Origin of the sequence: Vampirovibrio sp., from assembly GCF_041737375.1 — a bacterium.
In the GTDB taxonomy this organism is placed as follows: Bacteria; Cyanobacteriota; Vampirovibrionia; order Vampirovibrionales; family Vampirovibrionaceae; genus Vampirovibrio.
In genome coordinates this window covers 597,913-616,921 of record NZ_JBGSRV010000010.1, presented here as the reverse complement: position 1 = coordinate 616,921, position 19,009 = coordinate 597,913, and the positions used below count along the sequence as shown (strand labels likewise).

Annotated in this window: 15 protein-coding genes; 12 read left to right on the top strand and 3 right to left on the bottom strand. The window is 50.5% G+C overall.

Annotated features, from left to right (window positions below):
- The first annotated feature begins 145 nt into the window (after window positions 1–145).
- The 10 genes from ACEW81_RS07825 (at window position 146) to ACEW81_RS07780 (ending at window position 12,651) form a co-directional block, all read left to right on the top strand.
- Window positions 146–1,663, top strand: coding sequence for an aldehyde dehydrogenase family protein (locus ACEW81_RS07825; protein ID WP_373532496.1), 1,518 nt, complete (start codon window positions 146–148; stop codon window positions 1,661–1,663).
- Window positions 1,664–2,019: 356 nt separating this feature from the next.
- A complete protein-coding gene (locus tag ACEW81_RS07820; protein WP_373532410.1) occupies window positions 2,020–2,625 on the top strand; it encodes a type II secretion system protein in 606 nt (201 codons plus the stop codon).
- 167 nt (window positions 2,626–2,792) lie between these two features.
- Window positions 2,793–4,124, top strand: coding sequence for an asparagine--tRNA ligase (asnS, locus tag ACEW81_RS07815; protein ID WP_373532409.1), 1,332 nt, complete (start codon window positions 2,793–2,795; stop codon window positions 4,122–4,124).
- A gap of 239 nt (window positions 4,125–4,363) precedes the next feature.
- A complete protein-coding gene (cpaB, locus tag ACEW81_RS07810; RefSeq protein WP_373532408.1) occupies window positions 4,364–5,386 on the top strand; it encodes a Flp pilus assembly protein CpaB in 1,023 nt (340 codons plus the stop codon).
- Window positions 5,387–5,446: 60 nt separating this feature from the next.
- Window positions 5,447–6,973, top strand: a complete 1,527-nt coding sequence (locus ACEW81_RS07805; protein WP_373532407.1) for a type II and III secretion system protein family protein — start codon at window positions 5,447–5,449, stop codon at window positions 6,971–6,973.
- A gap of 27 nt (window positions 6,974–7,000) precedes the next feature.
- Window positions 7,001–8,224: a CpaE/TadZ family protein gene (locus ACEW81_RS07800; RefSeq protein ID WP_373532406.1), complete on the top strand. Its 1,224-nt coding sequence runs from the start codon at window positions 7,001–7,003 to the stop codon at window positions 8,222–8,224.
- A gap of 27 nt (window positions 8,225–8,251) precedes the next feature.
- Window positions 8,252–9,727 carry a CpaF family protein gene (locus ACEW81_RS07795; RefSeq protein WP_373532405.1) on the top strand — a complete coding sequence of 492 codons (1,476 nt, stop codon included), beginning with the start codon at window positions 8,252–8,254 and terminating at the stop codon, window positions 9,725–9,727.
- A 32-nt stretch (window positions 9,728–9,759) separates the two neighbouring features.
- Window positions 9,760–10,764 carry a type II secretion system F family protein gene (locus tag ACEW81_RS07790; RefSeq protein WP_373532404.1) on the top strand — a complete coding sequence of 335 codons (1,005 nt, stop codon included), beginning with the start codon at window positions 9,760–9,762 and terminating at the stop codon, window positions 10,762–10,764.
- Between the two features lie 5 nt (window positions 10,765–10,769).
- The gene (locus tag ACEW81_RS07785; RefSeq protein ID WP_373532403.1) at window positions 10,770–11,759 is read left to right on the top strand and encodes a type II secretion system F family protein; all 990 of its coding nucleotides are present in this window, start codon (window positions 10,770–10,772) and stop codon (window positions 11,757–11,759) included.
- An 82-nt stretch (window positions 11,760–11,841) separates the two neighbouring features.
- Window positions 11,842–12,651, top strand: coding sequence for a metallophosphoesterase (locus ACEW81_RS07780; protein WP_373532402.1), 810 nt, complete (start codon window positions 11,842–11,844; stop codon window positions 12,649–12,651).
- On the opposite strand, the gene ACEW81_RS07775 is transcribed toward ACEW81_RS07780, so the two are convergent.
- Both ACEW81_RS07775 and ACEW81_RS07770 read right to left on the bottom strand, forming a co-directional pair.
- Window positions 12,648–13,442 (bottom strand): hypothetical protein, encoded by a 795-nt coding sequence (locus ACEW81_RS07775; RefSeq protein ID WP_373532401.1) that lies wholly within the window; start codon window positions 13,440–13,442, stop codon window positions 12,648–12,650. The genes ACEW81_RS07780 and ACEW81_RS07775 overlap by 4 nt on opposite strands.
- Before the next feature lie 172 nt (window positions 13,443–13,614).
- Complete coding sequence (locus ACEW81_RS07770; protein WP_373532400.1) at window positions 13,615–14,364, bottom strand: class I SAM-dependent methyltransferase; 750 nt, start codon at window positions 14,362–14,364, stop codon at window positions 13,615–13,617.
- A 113-nt stretch (window positions 14,365–14,477) separates the two neighbouring features.
- Between ACEW81_RS07770 and ACEW81_RS07765 the strand changes: the two genes are divergently transcribed.
- Window positions 14,478–15,554: an ABC transporter ATP-binding protein gene (locus tag ACEW81_RS07765; protein WP_373532399.1), complete on the top strand. Its 1,077-nt coding sequence runs from the start codon at window positions 14,478–14,480 to the stop codon at window positions 15,552–15,554.
- Between the two features lie 16 nt (window positions 15,555–15,570).
- Here the strand turns inward: ACEW81_RS07765 and ACEW81_RS07760 are convergent, their stop codons facing one another.
- Window positions 15,571–16,503, bottom strand: coding sequence for a hypothetical protein (locus tag ACEW81_RS07760; RefSeq protein WP_373532398.1), 933 nt, complete (start codon window positions 16,501–16,503; stop codon window positions 15,571–15,573).
- 259 nt (window positions 16,504–16,762) lie between these two features.
- On the opposite strand from ACEW81_RS07760, the gene ACEW81_RS07755 reads away from it, so the two are divergent.
- The gene (locus ACEW81_RS07755) at window positions 16,763–19,000 is read left to right on the top strand and encodes a tetratricopeptide repeat protein (RefSeq protein ID WP_373532397.1); all 2,238 of its coding nucleotides are present in this window, start codon (window positions 16,763–16,765) and stop codon (window positions 18,998–19,000) included.
- The last annotated feature ends 9 nt before the right edge of the window (window positions 19,001–19,009 follow it).

Genomic DNA, 19,009 nt, shown 5'->3' with positions numbered 1-19,009 from the left:
GAGCGATTTAAACATGCCGGTAACTCCAGCTCAGAAATGATGAAGCCCTTGCCCATGTTTTAACCCCCGTGGGCGTAGTATAATAGCCTTCAGTTGTTGAGGAGGAGGAGGGAACGTTATGGCCACTACACAAGCCAATCCCCAAATGAATTTTGAGATTAAACCGGGTTCTTTCAGTGGGCAATCCAAATTTTTGAACTATATCGGGGGACAGTGGGTTCCCGCCAAATCGGGCAAAACGTTTGAAAGTTTAAACCCGGCGGAACCGTCTGATGTGGTGGGTGTCTTTCCCGCTTCAGGACCGGAAGATGTGAATGCCGCCGTGGCCGCTGCCAAAAAGGCGTATGAAAACTGGCGGTTATATCCGGCACCCAAGCGGGGCGAAATTTTGTTTAAAGCCGGACAGATTTTGATTGAGCGCAAAGAGCAACTCTCTCGGGAAATGACCCGTGAGATGGGCAAAGTGCTGGCCGAAGCCCGTGGCGATGTACAGGAAGTCATTGACATGACTTTCTATGCCGCTGGTGAAGGTCGTCGCATGTTTGGGCAAACCGTTCCATCTGAATTGCAAAACAAGTTCGCTATGTCGGTTCGGGCGCCATTGGGCGTGGTGGGCTTGATTACTCCCTGGAATTTTCCCATGGCCATTCCCAGCTGGAAATTAATGCCTGCCCTGATTTGTGGCAATACCTGCGTGTTGAAACCGGCCAGTGATACCCCGCTTTTGTCTCATCGTCTGGTTGAGATTTTAGAAGAAGCGGGACTGCCTAAAGGGGTGGTGAATGTGGTTTATGGCTCGGGTCGGGAAGTGGGCGAACCGCTCATGGCCCATCCTGATGTGTCTCTAATTTCTTTCACCGGCTCTACCGATATTGGCCGCCGGGTGAATGAGGCTTGCGCCCCTTCTTTTAAGAGGGTTTCGCTGGAAATGGGCGGTAAAAACGCCATTGTCATTATGGATGACGCCAATCTGGATTTGGCGGTAGATGGCGTATTGTGGGGGGCCTTCGGGACTTCCGGGCAACGTTGCACCGCCGCCAGCCGGGTGATTGTTCACAAAAGCGTTCACGCCCAGGTGCGGGACAAGCTGAAAAATCGCATTGGCGAACTGAAGCTGGGCTACGGTTTGAACAGCGATGTGAAGGTGGGCCCGGTTATTAATGAATCCGCCATGAAGAAGATTCTGGAGTACATTGAAATTGGCAAAGGCGAAGGCGCTGATTTGATTGCGGGCGGTGCTCGGGACACTCAGGCCGGGGCGGGCTGGTTTGTACAGCCTACCTTGTTTGATAACGTGAAATCCACCATGCGCATTGCTCAGGAAGAGATCTTCGGGCCGGTGACGGCTTTGATTCCGGTGGGCAGTTTTGAAGAGGCCATTCAGGTGGCCAATGGCATTCAATTCGGCTTGTCTACCGCTATTTACACTAAAAACGTCAATCAGGCATTTACGGCCCTGCGGGATCTGGATTCCGGGTTGTGCTATGTGAACGCGCCCACCATTGGTGCTGAAGTTCACTTGCCGTTTGGCGGCACCAAGGATACGGGCAACGGCCACCGAGATGCTGGCACCACGGCGCTGGATGTGTTTTCGGAATGGAAAAGCCTGTATGTGGATTACAGCGACAAGCTGCAACGGGCGCAAATCGACGATTTGAGCTAGCTTCACCTAAACGCAAATCAACCGGCAACCCGGCTTCGTCCACCACGAGGCTGGGTTGCCGTCCTTCACTTTCACCGCTCGCCCGACCAGCTCGCCCGTTTTTTGCCGGTTTCAATATGGCTTAATTCAAGTAGACTGCTTTATCCAAGGGCAGTTTTCACCGAAGGAGCTTAAAGATTTTGTTTAAAACACTCGTTCTGGCCCAAAGGGAAAAGCGGTTGTACACGCTGCTTCAGTTCAGCCAGACGACCACTATTTTGTAATAAACTTACCGGGCAGGTTCCAGGACAGATCTCAAGTTTTAATGAGCTTGGACGATATGGATTGAATATATTTATAGCAATGGGCAAAGCAGGATGCAGTACCTACCCAAAAAAAATCAATCTTATAACCAGCCTAAAGGCTTCACCCTCGCTGAGCTGCTCATTTCTTTGCTTATTCTCGGCGAAATCGCCACGTTTACCATTCCCAAAGTGCTTTCAGCTCAGCAAGATGGCCGAAACAATGCCATCGTCAAAGAAGCCGTGGGGACGGTTTCAGCGGCATTTCAACAGCATCAGCTCAGTGGACAGGTAAGCAGTAGCACTGTAATGACTGATCTGTGGCAATACCTGAATTATGTGAGCACTGACACCAGCACTACTGTTGATTCTTTTCAAACTGGAGGAGCGGGCCCTTGTGACAACCTGGGCCATACCTGCTTAAAATTGCATAATGGCGCAATAATACAACCAAGCGTTTTTCCCTTTGCGGGAACCAATACCACCAACGCCATTATGTTTTTGGTTGATCCTGACGGGGTTTATTCCGGCACCACAAATGGACCAGGTAAATCTGTCCAATTTCACCTCTATTACAATGGACGCATCACTACAGTTGGAACGATTGCGCCAGGAACCACCTACGCAAATACAACGATTGTAGCCAATCCAGATCTTGATCCACCCTGGTTCAGCTGGTAAATTTTTTTACAACGCAATTCGATTAGTCAGTATTGAAGAATAAAAAACAAATCCCCTTTGGCCCACTGGCTGAAGGGGATTTTGGCAAGGGCCTTTCGGGTTGTGTTGATCACCGGCTCGGACTAAGATAGGGGCCATCATCAAGGTTGAGTCAGGAGCGTTTATTTATGACCGTGGAAACCCCATCGCCTTTGAAGCGAATTTATATTGAAAACATTGGCGCGCATGCCGGAGAAACGGTCACCTTGCAGGGCTGGCTTTATAACAAGCGCTCCAGTGGCAAGCTGCACTTTTTGCAGCTGCGCGATGGTACCGGCACCATGCAATGCGTGGTGTTTAAGGGGGATGTTTCCCCGGAAATTTTTGAGGCCGCCGATAAAGTCAGCCAGGAATCCTCCATTCAGGTGACCGGGGTGGTGAAAGAAGACACTCGCTCCAAGCTGGGCTTTGAGTTGGGGGTGAGCGACTTTCAAGTGCTGGGCGATTCGGTGGAATACCCCATTAGCCCCAAGGAGCATGGGGTTGCCTTTTTAATGGATCATCGCCATTTATGGCTGCGCTCTTCCCGCCAAAACGCCATTATTCGCATTCGGGCCGAAATTATTCGGGCGGTGCGGAATTATTTTGATCAAAATGGCTTTACGCTGGTAGATGCCCCCATTTTTACGCCCAACGCGTGCGAAGGCACCAGCAACCTGTTTGAAACCGATTACTTTGAAGAAAAAGCGTACCTGACCCAAAGCGGACAGTTGTACATGGAGGCCGCCGCCGCCGCTTTTGGCAAGGCCTACTGCTTTGGCCCCACCTTTCGGGCGGAAAAATCCAAAACTCGCCGCCACCTGACTGAATTCTGGATGGTGGAGCCCGAGGTTGCTTTTATGGACCTGTACGAAGACATGGATTTGGCCGAGGACTTTGTTTGCTACATTGTGGCTCATGTGCTGAAAAACCGTCGTGCCGAACTGGAAATACTGGAGCGGGATGTCAGCAAGCTGGAGGCCATTCAGAAGCCCTTCCCCCGTATTACTTATGATGAGGCCATTGCGCTGATTCGTGAGCATGGGCCGGAAGAGGAGCATAAAAACTTCCCTTGGGGCGAGGATTTTGGGGGCGATGAGGAAACCATTATTTCCAGCCAGTTTGATAAGCCGGTCTTTATCCACCACTATCCCACCGAAATTAAGGCCTTTTACATGAAGCCGGATCCGGCCAACCCCAAATACGCCTTAAACGTGGACATGATTGCCCCGGAAGGGTACGGCGAAGTGATTGGCGGCGGACAGCGGGAAGATGATCTGGAGGTGCTGGTGGCTAAAATTCAGGAACATGGCCTGCCACTAGAAGCTTTTAGCTGGTATCTGGATGTTCGCAGATACGGCAGCTTTCCCCACGCCGGGTTTGGGCTGGGCATTGAGCGAACCGTGTCTTGGCTTTGCGGCTTGCATCACGTTCGGGAAACCATTCCTTTCCCTCGCCTGATGGATCGGTTGAGCCCTTAGCGGTTGCGCTTGGCTTGGACCTTCACAGTCCATTCATTTAAAAAAGAGGCGCCATTCCGGTGCCTCTTTTTTTGAGACGGATTTATTGAACATTCCGGAATTCATTCGGATAGAGGATCAGCCGGATGAGGGTCAGCGGTATGCTGGAGAAGAGGAAGTCTTAAACTTTGCCAGTATTATGCCTGTTCAAAGGTCATTATTTTGAACCGAATCAATCTGGCAAGAAAGAATGAAGCCTGATGACCGCATCCCGCAAGCCTAAAAAAATATTTGTGCAGTTTGCCATTGCTTTGGTCGTGGCGGTTATTTTTGGCGCTGCCGCTATTTTTGCGGGCTTTATGGTCATACAGGCGGTGTCTTCTAACGCCGAGCAGGTGCAGAAAGAGGCGGAAGAAAAGGTAGAAGCCGCCAAGGCCGAGCAGGAAAAGTATCTTAAATTGCAGGAGCAATTGAGTCAGGTTCCCAGAAGTTATAAAGTGGTTCAGGCGTTGACGGATTTGAATCCGGGCCAGCCCATTACCAAGGATATGATTACTTTGGTGGACGTCAACGATCGCCCAACCCCCGGTACATTAGATCGTATTTCACAGGCAGTGGGTAAAGTGGTGAAATCTCCGGTGATGAGTGGGGAAGCACTGGATAACACCAGACTGATCGATACAGGTGGATTGTTTAGTGTAGAGCCCGGCAAGCGGGCCATTACCATTCGGGTGGATAGCATTGGTGGGCTTAGTGGCGCTTTGGCTCCCGGTGCCCATGTGGATGTGTTGACCACGGTCAATCAGGAAGACACTTCGATTACCCGTACCCTGTTGCAGAACATACCGGTTGTGTCGATGGGTGGCGGCGGTGGTTCTGCCTCCAATCAGGCCGGGTTGCGGGAGGCTGAGAAGACAAACGCGGGTGGCGGTAATTTGGCGGTTACGTTAATTGTAAGCCCCCGGCAAGCGGAATTATTGACGCTGGCTGGCCAGTTGGGCGGCTTTCATCTCACCTTAAGAAATTTTTCGGATCATCAAAAACAGGACTTGGCCGGTGCGGATTTAACCGCCTTAATGACTGGTTTGCAGCCCGCCGCCACTAAAAAGGCGCTGCCCGCCAGTCCCAAGCCCGCCGCCCGTGAGTCGGGTTTTCATAACGTGAATTACTCGGGGGGGGATAGTGATTTACCCCAGCCATCGGCGGTGAACCCTAGTGGCCCTAAATTTACCATGCAGGTTTACCGGGGAACCGGTTCTGAAACCATTGATTTTCAACCATAAAATGGCTCTGCTTTAAGCACATTCAGCTTGAAGCAAATTAAGAATGATAAGGACGACCTGATGAACGGAAGAACTGAAAAAAGGCTGATCACGCTGGCTCTGGCTGTCGCTGTCATGGCCCAGGTTTTTCCAGTCATGGTGCCGGTGGGTCACGGTGGATTTAGTTTTGCCAGTGATGAGCGCAAATCTGCGGAACCTATGGCCTTAAAGCCCAGAGTGAAGTTTCCTGAAGAATCGTTGAAGCCGGTGGTGGCCCCAGCGTTAATGGCCAAGCCGGAAAAACCGGCGTTTGTGTTGCAGCAGCTGGATGAAAGCGATGCTTTTTCTGGCTCCTCTGGTAACGCCTCAAAAACCAAAGCCTTGCAGGGTAGTGTCACCAGCATTCATGTCACCCGTGGACGTTCTCAAATCGTCAAGTTCGCTCAGCCCATTATGCGGCTTTCCATTGCCGAGCCAACCGTGGCCGATGTGATTCCGCTTTCCCCGGATCAAATTATGATTAACGGCAAGCTGCGAGGGGTGACCAGCTTGATTGTATGGGATGAGAACGGGCAGGAAGGTATTTTTGATCTTTATGTTCAAAACGATTCCAGTGAGTTGCTGGATACGGTGAATGCGCTGGCCCCTAATGAAAAAATTCAGGCTCGGGTGACGGATGATTCCTTTATTTTGTCCGGGCAGGTTTCCAGTTCCGTGGTGCTGGATGAAATTCGAAAAACCGTGTCCGCTTACGGATATCGAGACGATAAATTTATTGATTTAACCGACACGCCGGTTCCTCAAGTGGTGCTGGAAGTTCGCATTGCGGAGGCCAACCGCAGCGTGGGTCGTCAGTTAAAAAGCGCCTATCAGGTTCAATCGGCCACTCGGGATTTAAGCATTGTACGCTTGGCCAATCCGCTGGACAATGCTTTTTTGAATGGGATTCAACGGGCCACCAGTGGCCTTCTCCCGAACGCCTTTGGGCCTGTTCGGGTCAATCAGGCTGGTTCCAACACTGGAGGGCTGACCGGCTCTTTCAATCCGCTGCGGAATGTGAGCGTGATGTGGGATTTATTGGAAACCTCGGGCAAGGTGAATACATTGGCGAACCCTACCCTGGTTTGCACCCATGGGCGTACCGCCAGCTTTTTGGCCGGTGGAGAGTTTCCGTTTGTAGGCTCGGTGGATCAAAATGGCAGCCCCATTATTCAGTATAAAGAATTTGGGGTGAAATTGAATTTTACGCCCTGGATTGCCATTAAATCGGGCCGTATAGAGCTGAAAGTGGCGCCTGAGGTCAGCAATCTGGATTCTTCCAGTTGTGTGGCAGGTGCTGCGGGTAGTCAGGTTTGCGGCATTTTGAAACGCTCTACGGATACCACTGTGGAGCTGATGGATGGAGAAACGCTGATGATTTCAGGCATTTTGACCCGTGAGGAGCAAAATACGTTTAACAAAGTGCCTTTTATCGGGAATGTACCCATTTTGGGCAATATGTTTAAAAATGCCAACATGAGCAAAAACGATCGGGAGCTGGTGGTGGTGATTACCCCCCACATTGTGAAGGCCGCCGATTACGGAAAAGTGTTGGGTGCGGCGCAATAAATTAATGATTGGACAGAGCGTTCAGTGATGGTAAACAAGCTAACCGTTGTCATTATAGATGAAGATCCCGCCGTAAGGGCGTTGCTGCAAAACGCTTTGCTGAGCATGGCGGGTGTGGAAATTCTGGCTGAAACCGATAGCCTGGTTTACGGCTACGAGTTGATCCGGCAGAATCGCCCCAAAATGGTGTTTATGGATTTGCGGACAGATGCCGCAAAAAGTCTGGATACCGCCAAACGGATTTCCTCTTACTTTAAAGAGGTGATGATTGTTGCCTCTGGGCGAGATATGAGCCTGGAGATGGTGAAGGCTTGCATGGAGTCCGGGGTTCGGGATTTTATGCAGCGTCCGTTTGATGCGTTGCAGGTTCAGGGCTTGCTGGAAAAACACAAGTTGGCTTTGGGTTCCAGCGCGGATGCCGGGGATCGGACTGGGCGCATTGTAACCGTATTCAGCAATAAAGGCGGACTTGGCAAAACAACCATCGCCGTTAATCTGGCTTTGGCCATTTCTGAAACCATTGGAAAGCCAGTGGCCTTGGTAGATTTGAACCTTCAACTGGGTGATATCACAACCTTTTTGGATGTGGAACCCAAGCAAACCATCGTGGATATTGCCCGCAATATCGGTCGGGTGGATGCCGCTTATCTGGAAGCATCGCTTGCCCAATACCAGACCCCTCGAGGCAGCCTTTATGTGCTGGCCGATCCGTTACATGTGGAAGATGCCGAGGATGTCACCGCCGATCAGATTAACGCGGTGCTGACCGTTTTACGGGCTACCTTTGAGTATGTGGTGATTGACACCACCACTTCATTCGATCCAAAAACGCTTTCGGCGCTGGATTTTGCCGATCATATTCTGTTGGTTTCCATGGTGAATTTACCCAGTATCCGTAGCAGTCAGCGGCTTTTAAACCTGTTTGAGCGTTTGGGATACGATCCGCAAAAAATTAAACTGATCATCAATCGCTTTATGCCCGGTGAGGAAATTACCATTGAGGATGTGGAAGAAACCCTGGAGCATCCTGTTTTCTGGAAAATACCCAACCATTATTCGGTGGTCATGAACGCCATTAATCGGGGCGTTCCCATTTCACAGGTTGAAAATAGCAAAGCGCTGGAAAAAAACTTTCTGGAGCTGGCGCATAAACTGAGTGGGGTTCTACCTTCTGCTCATTCTGCGTTGAGTGCTTTGCCCGCTTTGACAGAGCCTAAGAGTATTCTGGGTGGATTATTCGGAAAACGGTAGTTGCTTGAAAAAGGATTGTGAGTCGCTATGTCCTTAAGGGATCGCTTAAAAAAGCCGGGAATACCTCAGGGTGGGTCTTCCTTTGGGCTGGATCCGCTGACTGCGAATGCCGCCTCAGAAAAAAACGGAATCTCTCCCACGCCTTCCGGCCAAGGGGTGGCTGGTGGTTCTCTCTCGGCTTCGGTGGCACCAGAAAACCATACCCATCAACCCAAAAAAGGGGAAAAATTTGATGAGGTGAAAAGCCGGGTTCACAATATGTTGGTGGAAAATCTGAACATTAGCAGTACGGTGCCACTGGGTAAAGAGGAAGTGTCGCTGGCCGCTTTTCAGTTTCTGGAAAAAATTCTGATTGCTGAAAAAGTACCCATGGGCACTTCTGAGCGGAGCGTCCTGATTCAGGAACTGGTGGAAGAAGTGGTGGGACTGGGGCCTTTGGAGCCTTTGCTCAGGGATCCCACGATTTCAGAAATCATGGTCAATGGGCCTAAAAATGTTTATATCGAGCGGTTGGGCAAGTTGCACAAAACCACGGTTACGTTTAAAGATAACGCGCATGTGATGCATATTATTGAGCGGATTGTTTCTGCCGTGGGCCGCCGGGTGGACGAAAAAACGCCCATGGTGGATGCGCGTTTGAAGGATGGCTCCCGGTTTAACGCCATCATTCCGCCGCTGGCCCTGGATGGCCCTTCGATCTCTATTCGAAAATTCAAGGCGGACGCTGGCACCCTGGAAAAATTATTGGGTTGGGGTTCCATGACCCCGGCCATGGCCAGAACGCTGGAAGCGGCTGTTAAATGCCACCTCAATATCATTATTTCTGGTGGCACGGGTTCGGGTAAAACCACCATGTTGAATTCGCTTTCGGCCTTAATTGCGCCCGATGAGCGCATTGTGACCATTGAGGATTCCGCGGAATTACAACTGAAGCAAGAACATGTGGTGCGTTTGGAAACCCGCCCGCCCAACATTGAGGGAGAAGGGCAAATTACGGCTAGGCAACTCATGATTAACTCCTTGCGGATGCGCCCTGATCGGATTGTGGTGGGCGAGTGCCGTGGCCCTGAAACCCTGGAAATGCTGCAAGCCATGAATACCGGCCATGATGGCTCATTAACCACGCTACACGCCAACACTCCCCGAGATGCCATTTCCCGGATTGTTACCATGTGCATGATGAATACCAACCCCCTGCCGGAAAAAACCATCCGTCAACAGGTGGCCTCTGCGGTTCACCTGATTGTACAGGTTAGCCGTCTGATGGATGGTCAGCGTAAAACGACTTCTATTGCCGAAATTACCGGCATGGAAGGGGATGTGGTGACCATGCAGGAAATTTTTAAGTTTGAGCAGTATGGATTGGATGAAAATTTTAAGGTGATTGGCCGACATGTGGCCACTGGGGTGCGCCCTCGATTTGCGGATATCTGTAAGGCCAAGGGCATTGATTTGCCCACCGATATTTTTAATAAAGACGAGGCTCCGCCGCCATCCACTTAACCACACGCTGAATCAAGAGACTGTAATTGTCCATGGATACCACGTTGCTCCTGCTGCTGATTTTACTGGGCCTCCTGTTAATGGCGGCTGGCTTTGGGGCTGCGGTTTTCTTGTTTCAGCGCTACAACAACCCGGAACCCACTTTGATTCAAAAGCGCCTGATGTCAATCAAAGATCGCTCTCATGATGAGCTGTCTGAAGCGGCGACTGAGACCTCCCGCAAGTTTGCTTTGTTGTTTAAAGATGCTGAATACCAGAATGATCGGCTGGGCCAGAAATTGGAGCGGATTGAGTTTTTTTTGAAACTAAAAATCCGACTGCAACAAGCGGGTATGGCCACCCCTGCCGATCAATATTTTGTGGGCAATATGCTGTTGCCTGCTACGGTTTTGATTATTTTGGGCTTGGCCAGTGGTTTTTTCGCCTTGGCTTTGGCAGGCCCTGTTTGGTTTGCTGGCGCTTATCTGCAGGTTTTATTCAAGCGGGGGCAACGATATAAAAAATTTATCACCCAATTCCCGGACGCATTGGGCATGATTACCAGCGCGCTTCGGGCCGGGCATTCCTTTCAATCCGCTTTGACCGTTGTTTCCACCGAAATGCCCGCCCCCATTGCCACGGAATTTGCGTCGATGGTGAAGGATATCAATCTGGGAATTCCAGTGCGGGAATCTTTGGTTCGTCTGGTGGCCAAGCTGGATACCTTGCCGGATGTGCGTATGTTTGCCACTGCCGTTTCAATTCAGAGAGAAGCGGGCGGTAATTTGGCTGAAGTGCTTGAAAATCTGGGTTACACCATTCGAGAACGATTTAAGTTAAAGGGACAGATTGCCGCCTTAACCGGACAATCCCGTTTAACCGGGTACGTTTTGGGAGGCGCCCCCGCTTTTTTACTGGTGGTTTTGTCCCTATTTTTTTACGGATATGTAGCGCCCTTATATGAAACCGATTTGGGCCACTTCGCCTTGATTGCCGCCTTTATTCTTCAGGTAATCGGCTTTTTTATTATGAAGAAAATTGTAGATATTCGGGTGTAAAGGCCATGGCGGAACCCACCTTGCAAGTTGTCGATACCACCCACTTCCTGTTGTTAATTGGCGGTGGGCTGGTTGTGGTTTTATCCATTTTTGGCATTCTGGCGGTCATTATTTCCATGCTGAATTATGAGGTGAATCCGGTTAAAGATCGGCTCGCTCAATTAAAGGAAGATGGTTCTTTTGAACTTGGCTTGCAAGTTAAAGCAGGCCCGTTCGATGATTTGAAAGACATACTGGGCAAAATGGCTGAACCGGTTTCCAAAAGCCTTTACGGACAGAACAAGAAATATGTAAAACAGGTTAAATCCCTGCTGACCGAGGCGGGTTTAAATGACAGTGAAGAGCAGATATTTCGGTTTATGACCCATCGGGCTTCGGTGGGAATTGCGGTAGGATGTATCGGTGCGGTGGCTGGACTGGTGTTTGGCAGTGGTAGTTTTCTGTGGCTGCTTTCCGGGTTTTTGGGCGGCTTTATGTTTGGCAGTCTGATTCCTCAGTTTATGCTACGCAGCAACGCCGCAAAGCGAAAAGCGGAGATTCGTTTTAAATTGCCGGATACGCTTGATTTGATGGTGGTTTGCGTGGAAGCGGGTTTGGGGCTCGATTCCACCATTCAACGGGTGGCGGAAGAAACTGAAAAAATGTCACCGGAAGTGTCTTATGAGTTTAAGCGCCTGAATAAAGAATTGAACGCTGGTATTTCTCGCATTGAAGCCTTTCAGAGCATGGGGCTTCGTTCCGGGGTGGATGAAATGAGATCGCTGTGCGCCATGATTGTTCAGGCCGATAAAATGGGTACCAGTGTGGCCACCACCCTTCGTATTTATGCCGATGATTTACGCACCAAGCGCCGCCAGCGGGCCGAGGAGCTGGCCAGCAAAGCCAGCATTAAAATGACCTTTCCGTTGGTGCTTTTCATTTTTCCGCCCCTGTTTATTATCCTGATGGGGCCGGTGGTAATTAATGCCATTATTCAGTTTTATCCCGCCAAATAAATAGTTCTTGGATGGAGCGTGGGTCGGGTGTGTGGCATGGAGAGGGTGAACCTCTGGTTGTCTTGCTGTTACAATAAAAACCATGCCTTTACTCACCCACAACGAATTGAATGTCACGGAGCGAACCATTACGCTCCGGCGTTTGCCTGCCGCCTTTCATGGTTTAAAAATCACCCAGATTTCGGATTTGCACTTTTATGAGCATACCGATCCCGCTTTTTATGCTCGGGTCACCGAAACCGTGAATGCCCAGCAAGCCGACCTTATTTTGTTAACCGGTGATGTGGTTCACTATGGGCCGCATTATATTGCCATGGCCCAATCGTTTTTAAGCGGCTTACAGGCCAAAGCGGCCAAGCTCGCCATTTTGGGAAATCATGATTATAACGACAGTTGCTGGGGGGCTTTGATTTCGGAAATGCTCCCTCAGGCCGGGTTTCAACTGCTGAAAAACGAGCGTTATTGTTTGGAGCAAAAGAACGAACGGCTGTGGATAGCGGGGCTGGATGATCTTTGGTACGGGGAGCCAGATCTTTCCAAAATGTTGTCGGGTATTCCCACCGAACGGGAAGTGACCATTGTGATGGCGCATAACCCGCTGTTGTTTGATCCCTTGGCCCTTGCTGGTCATGGACAGGTGGATTTGGTGTTGGCGGGCCATACCCACGCCGGACATGTGTATATTCCCTTTTTGGGACCCATTTATCGCCAAATTTTTCGTATGAAGTATCGCTATGGCCTGTTTGAAAAAAATGGTTGCCAGCTTCATGTAACTAGTGGGGTGGGTTCCGCGGCGTTTTACCTGAAAAAGCGAAAAATCGGGTTTCCCCGATTTCGCTTTAATACCCATCCAGAAGTAGCGGTATTAACGCTAAGCAATGCCTCAATTTAACGAGCCATTTTTTTAAGCAGATCTGTCACGGTCTCAACCAATTCAGGACAAGAGGCTTTTAGGGTATCAATCAGTTCAGGAAGAGAAGCTTTGGCCTGACTGGTCAATTTTTCAAATTGTTGGGCCAAATCTTCATCAGTGCCTTCTAAAATGCTTTGAGCCGCTTCTTGAACTGTTTTAGCGCCACTTTGCTCATTCGCCAGATTACTTGCTTCCTCTAACACCGTTTCCGCCTGTTGTTGGGTAGCGGTGGCCACATTGCTTTTAACCTCAGCCGCTGCCTTGGGTGGTGCGGCTTGAGTGAGGGGGCCTGTCCGTTTGTCCAGTTTAGTGTGCAGTTTATTGACTTGAGCGACGCATTTTTCCAGTTTTTTCCCGGCCTTTTGAATCTCTTGGTTTAATACGGATTTTTGCACATCGCTCAGCCCTGCCATTTTCAAATCTTGTTTGGCTTTGTCAATGCGTGTTGAGCAGGTTCCCAATTTAATTTTGGATTGAATCAGGGCTTTTTCAATGGCTGCTTGAGAGGTGGGGGTGAACAGATCCATGATTTTCTGCCCCAGGTTCTGGAAAAAATCGATGAGGGGCTGATAAAAGGGCTTGGCGGTTGTGGTTGCGGTTTGGGCGGGCTTTGCGGCTGGAGTGGTCTCGGTGCCGATAGAAACGAGATCGGGTTTGTCTGGCGCACTAAGTGGCGTTGAGCCGGTAGCACCCAAATTGGGAGAAGAACTTGAACGGCGCAGGAAGGGGGTGGGTGTTCCACCGGTAGACAGGGGCGCTACACTACTCATATCAATAAAATCCTCACATCGTTGGACACAAGCAGCGGGTTTGCCAAGAAGCGTGGCCTGCTTGTTTTTCTATGTAAGTAAACCGTGTGATGGGATTTTTGTGCTATTTCAAATCGCAGTTTGGGTGGAAGTCATTTAGGAATGGCGTCTTGCAAAATATGTCATCCAAGGGCTAACGGCGCTTACAGGTCCAGAATGTTTTTAATGGAAAATCGGCGGGCAAATCCTCCACCGGGTTAAATGCCTCATGCTGAATATCGTAAAAATCGGCACTCATCAGGTATTTTTCCACGGCCCGTTCGTTGAAATATTGCTCATACACGGTTTCCTCGTGGTGGAACAGTTCGCCGTGGTCGTTATACTCATCCACCGCAAACAGCACGTCCGCCTTGCCGCTGTCCGGGTTAAAGCTGGACGTGGTTTTCAGGCGGTAATTGGGGCCTTCATAGGTGTCTTTGCCGTTCCAAAAGGTCTGGTAATTCTCCAGGGTGTTCAGGTCAAACACAAACAGGCCGCCGGGCTTCAAGGCTTCCGCCACCTGCAAAAAGGTGCCTCGCAACTCGGTTTCGTTGGAGAGATGATTCAGGCTGTCGTAATGGCAAAGCACCGCATCTACTGGCTCATTTAGCAAAAAATAGCGCATATCGCCTTCCTGCCATTCAATATTGAGGGCTGGTTGGTGTGCGGCTGCTTTTTGTTTGGCTTGTTTCAGCATGGCGGCAGACAAATCAATGCCCAGAACCTGATAGCCCGCTTGGGCCAGTGTAATGCTCAAGGTGCCGGTGCCGCAGGCCAGATCTAAAACTCTGGCCCCTTTTTGCAGTCCAGCCTGAGTGAGTAGGGTGAGGTCTTTTTCGTTGATTTTGCTGGCAAAGGCCAAAGCACCGGGCCAGTCGTAAAGGTGTGCGATTTGATGGTACATGGGGCAAAGTCCTTTGGGGCTGAAAGCAAAAGATTGGATAAATCAGGGGGCTAAAAGCGCCTGTCTGTTAAAACTGATTGTCACAATCTTAAGATAGCCGCATAATAATTTCTATGGCAGAAGTGGTTTTACAAAACGTAGCCAAGTCCTACGATAAGACGCTCGTAATTCAGGATGTGTCCTTGACCGTTCGGGATCAGGAGTTTGTGGTGATGGTTGGCCCTAGCGGGTGCGGAAAATCTACCATTTTGCGCATGATTGCAGGGCTGGAAAGCATTACCGGCGGCACCATCCAGATTGAAGATCGGGTGGTCAACGACGTGGCCCCCAAAGATCGCGATATCGCCATGGTCTTTCAGAACTATGCGCTTTATCCGCACATGAGCGTTTATGAAAACATGGCCTTTGGCTTGAAAATGCGAAAAACGCCCAAGGCCGAAATTGATGAAAAAGTGAAAGAAGCGGCCCGCATTCTGGATTTGGAGCATTTATTGCAACGCAAGCCCAAGCAGTTGTCCGGGGGGCAGCGTCAGCGGGTGGCCTTGGGCCGGGCCATTGTGCGAAACCCCAAAGTATTTTTAATGGATGAGCCACTGTCCAATCTGGACGCCAAGCTGCGCGTTCAAATGCGGACTGAAATTGCGGCCTTGCACAAGCGGCTGAACGCCACCACCATTTATGTCACCCACGATCAGGTGGAAGCCATGACCATGGGCCATCGCATTGTGATTTTAAACAAGGGCAAAATTCAGCAGGTGGATACTCCGCTCAATGTGTATCATCAGCCTGCCAATATGTTTGTGGCGGGTTTTGTGGGGCAAATGAATTTTTTAACCGGCGTTCTGGATGCAGAGGGCCTTCGGTTGGGAGATACAACGGTATTGCCAGTGCCTGAAGCGCTGGTTGACCGTATTGCCGGAATGAGTGGCCAGGCTGCGGTGATGGGCCTGCGACCCGAGCATGTGGTGCCAGAAAGCAGTCCAGAGTGGGGGCCTGTTTATGAGGTAATCCCTGATCGGGTGGAAATGCTGGGGAGTGAGCAAATGGTTCATTTCTCACTCAGCGGGCATACGCTGGTGGCCCGTTGGGCTTCTGATTTGCCGGTTCAGGAAGGGCAACCCCTGAAGGTTAAAATTGATATCGCCAAAGCACTGCTTTTTGATGGGGCTACTGAGGCGCGCATCGTTTAGGGCCTTTTGCTTACGCTTAGGCGGCCATGCTGCGGATTAAATCTCCTTGCCTTGCAATCAGGTAATCTTCAAAGGTTTTATCATCGATTTGGGCGGCGGCCAGCATCAGGAAATGGTCAGGCAGCTGGGCTAGCAGTTTAATCAGTATTGCTTCGGGCAACACCCTGCAGCTTTCAATAATGGTGGGTTTGGGGCATTTATCTAACAGCTTGAATATGAAGCCATCGCTCATACTTAAAAGCAGGGCGGGATCCTTTTTGACAAATCCGGTAACCAACGGTTGCAGGGCTTTGAAGGGCAGGGTTTTAAAGGCTTCTATCAGTCGTTCTTTAGGGGTGTGCATAAAAATCCGCATTAAATCATAGGGCTTTAAGTGGGAGTAATCGTGATTGCCGTACAGCTTTTGCAACAGTTGCAGAATGAACCGGGGATCCATGGTTAAAATGCCCTTGGAGAGTTCCCGGTTGTTCAGCCGCTTGCTTTTTAGAATGCGCATTAATTCCACGGTGGGCATTTTCTGGATGAGTTCCTCCAGTTTGAAAATTTTCAGCAACAGTTTAATCAGCATGGGCTTGGGCAGGTTCATAAGCAGCCGAACCAGCTTTTCTTTGTTAAAAAGCCGAAGCGCGTTTACCAGTAATTCTTTTGGCATTAAGCGCAGTAATTCCAACCAGTTGCCCCGCCGCAACATTCGTAAAATTCGCAACTTTTGAGAGCTGACTCTGAGCAACTTGACCAGCGATCTTAAGTCCAGCGTCAGGGCCGGGTTCCCGTTGTAACGGCTGCTTGAGGCTAGGATTGTTTCATTTTTACGGGCTCTGGCCGCCAGAAACTGGGCCAGGGTTTGACCGGCATTATCCAGCTCTCTCTGGGTGGGCTGGGTGAACCACTGAATTTCCTGCACGGCGATATTGGGGCCAAAGGCGGCCTCCATTCCCTCAATCCGCATCACGTTCCTTCCCGCTGAGTGTATGTCGTTGGTAAGGAGGCTATCGGCATTGGGGCGGTAGGCTTGAGCTTTTTGTTACATTGTTTGATGTTTGGGCTTGCGCTTTGGCGTTTGGCATTGGGTATTTTTAAGTGTCGAGTGGAACGGAACAGGACGGTTTGGGCTGAGTCTCTTGTATTCAGCCCCAAGCCCAGGGCTTTGCTATAATGGGCAAACCCCCAAAAATCGAACCGTAACATTGGAAAGAGGTAAGAGCGCCATGATGAAGCCCTATAACTGGTTGTCTGTTTATAAAACCCCGCTGGCTTTCACTTTGGCGCTGGGGGTGAGTGCTTCCCTTTTGCAGGCCAGTGGGTGGGCCATTTCGCCACAATCTCGAGATTACTACTTGCAAGCTCAGCAAGCCGAATTGCGTGGCAACCCCGATCAGGCCGAGCAAGCTTTGCGCAAGGCCATTGCGCTGGATTCTCAGGATTATCTGAACTATGTGAAGCTGGCCTCTTTGTTAAACCAGCAGGGCAAGCCCAATGAAGCCATTAGCTACTATCAGCAGGCTTTAAATTTAAATCCGCAAGATGGCATGATTCTTTACAGTTTGGGCAGTATTTATGAGCAACTGGGTGAGTATGGCAAGGCGCAAGAAGCCTATGAGCTGGGCCTGCAAAACAATCCCCGCTATCAGTTTGCCTTGCTGAACCTGGCTCGCACCGAAATTCAGCAAAAAAAATACCCGCCCGCCATTCTGCATTATCAGCAATTCTTGGGCAAATACCCCGATCATTACGAGGCCCGCCGTCATTTGGCCAAATTGTATTTGGTAACTGGTCAGGAAGCCGCTTCGGTCAAAGAGTATGACTTGTTGAAGCAGCGCTTTCCTAATCAGTTTGAAGAACATCTGGATTTGGCCCGTGCTTTAACCGGCGCCAACGCCCCGGAGCAGGCCTTGGAAGAATTAAAAGTGGCTTACGCCAAAGAGGGCAGTAAATCGGACATCGGGGAGGAAATGGGTCGGGCTCATGCGGCTTTGGGTCAGGCGGATTTGGCCATTCAGAATTACCGCAAAGCCTATGCCCTGAACCCCCAAAAAGATGATTTGCTGTTGCGGATTGCCGATTTGCACCGGGTTCAAAAGCAGTGGGCCCCTGCGGTGGAGAATTATCAGGCTTATTTGAAAGCTCACCCTCAAGATCAAGGGGTGCGTCAAGCCTTGGCCACCACCTATCTGGACAGTGGAAATTACGCGCCCGCCCTCAATGAGCTGGGGGTTCTGTTACAAGCGATTACCGATCCTCAGCAGCGGTTTTCCATCCAGAAAGACATGGCTTTTTCCACCCAGATGCTGGGCGATGTACCCAGGGCCATTGAGATGTATGAGGCCCTATTGCCGGAACCCCCTGCGCAAAAGGACTTACAGTTGAAATCCAACTTGGCCATTGCCTACCATAAGGCAGGGCGTTACGAGCAAGCGGTGGATTTTTATAAGCAGGTGTATTACGCCGAACCTCAATTGCAGCAGCAGTTTCTGGTAGATCGAGCCAGTTTGGGAAATGATTTGGCCGTGGCCCTAACCAGCTTGGGCGATACGGCCTACAAAGCCAAAGATTTTAACACTGCCGCCGCTCGTTACGGGGATGCCCGCTTGTATGCGAACGCCAAAAATTATTATCCCGACCTGGGTTTGGCCAATACCTTTTTTGCCATGGAGCAGCCTGAGCAAGCCTATAATGCCTATGGCAAGGTGCTGGAAAAAGATCCTACCAACGTGACCGCCAAGCTGTACCGTACCAAGTTGGCCATGGCCAAGCAGCCGCCCAGCCAAGCCGGGGCCTTAACCCCGGGTGGCCCAACACCCACCGATCCCAATATCGCCACCCTGGAAGGCTTGGCCAGGCAGAATCCCGCCAATGAGGAAGTGTTGTTTACCCTGGCATCGGCTTACGAGCAGCAGGGCAAGCCCGCCGAGGCCATTGCGGTGTATCAAAAACTGTTGGCGCTGGACCCTAAAGATCCTGAGCTACACTTGGCGATGGGCGCTCAGTGGCAAAAGCTGGGCCAGTTTGAACAGGCCAAAAGCAGCTACTTACAAGCCTTAACCCTTAGCGATAAGCTCCCTGCTGCGCATTATAACCTGGGTATTGTTTATAATGAACTGGGACAGCTCAATGAGTCTGCGGACGCTTATAAAAAGGCGCTGGCTCTGGATGCGGCCAATAGCGATTCTCAATACGGTTTGGCCATTACGCTGGAAAAGCAGCGGAAATATCAGGAAGCGCTGGATACCTATCAATCCTACATTCAAGCCCCGCAAGCCCGTTACAGTCGGGAAGCCTTGGGCCGTATTGATATTTTAAAACAAGCCCTGGGCGCTAATGCGGGCAAACCGGTCACGGCGATGCCGGTACAGGCTAACCCGGCGGCCCCCAGCAAAACAGGGGTGCCTGCCAAACCGGCTGATCCTTTAAAGCAGGCCCCCCAACGGATTGAGCCTGTTTTATAAAATAAGGCC

What these genes read in the sequence shown, in the direction of transcription:
- ACEW81_RS07825 (WP_373532496.1), top strand. Translation starts at nt 146, where the DNA reads ATGAATTTTGAGATTAAACCGGGTTCTTTCAGTGGGCAATCCAAATTT.
- ACEW81_RS07820 (WP_373532410.1), top strand. Translation starts at nt 2,020, where the DNA reads ATGCAGTACCTACCCAAAAAAAATCAATCTTATAACCAGCCTAAAGGC.
- asnS (WP_373532409.1), top strand. Translation starts at nt 2,793, where the DNA reads ATGACCGTGGAAACCCCATCGCCTTTGAAGCGAATTTATATTGAAAAC.
- cpaB (WP_373532408.1), top strand. Translation starts at nt 4,364, where the DNA reads ATGACCGCATCCCGCAAGCCTAAAAAAATATTTGTGCAGTTTGCCATT.
- ACEW81_RS07805 (WP_373532407.1), top strand. Translation starts at nt 5,447, where the DNA reads ATGAACGGAAGAACTGAAAAAAGGCTGATCACGCTGGCTCTGGCTGTC.
- ACEW81_RS07800 (WP_373532406.1), top strand. Translation starts at nt 7,001, where the DNA reads ATGGTAAACAAGCTAACCGTTGTCATTATAGATGAAGATCCCGCCGTA.
- ACEW81_RS07795 (WP_373532405.1), top strand. Translation starts at nt 8,252, where the DNA reads ATGTCCTTAAGGGATCGCTTAAAAAAGCCGGGAATACCTCAGGGTGGG.
- ACEW81_RS07790 (WP_373532404.1), top strand. Translation starts at nt 9,760, where the DNA reads ATGGATACCACGTTGCTCCTGCTGCTGATTTTACTGGGCCTCCTGTTA.
- ACEW81_RS07785 (WP_373532403.1), top strand. Translation starts at nt 10,770, where the DNA reads ATGGCGGAACCCACCTTGCAAGTTGTCGATACCACCCACTTCCTGTTG.
- ACEW81_RS07780 (WP_373532402.1), top strand. Translation starts at nt 11,842, where the DNA reads ATGCCTTTACTCACCCACAACGAATTGAATGTCACGGAGCGAACCATT.
- ACEW81_RS07775 (WP_373532401.1), bottom strand. Translation starts at nt 13,442, where the DNA reads ATGAGTAGTGTAGCGCCCCTGTCTACCGGTGGAACACCCACCCCCTTC.
- ACEW81_RS07770 (WP_373532400.1), bottom strand. Translation starts at nt 14,364, where the DNA reads ATGTACCATCAAATCGCACACCTTTACGACTGGCCCGGTGCTTTGGCC.
- ACEW81_RS07765 (WP_373532399.1), top strand. Translation starts at nt 14,478, where the DNA reads ATGGCAGAAGTGGTTTTACAAAACGTAGCCAAGTCCTACGATAAGACG.
- ACEW81_RS07760 (WP_373532398.1), bottom strand. Translation starts at nt 16,503, where the DNA reads ATGCGGATTGAGGGAATGGAGGCCGCCTTTGGCCCCAATATCGCCGTG.
- ACEW81_RS07755 (WP_373532397.1), top strand. Translation starts at nt 16,763, where the DNA reads ATGATGAAGCCCTATAACTGGTTGTCTGTTTATAAAACCCCGCTGGCT.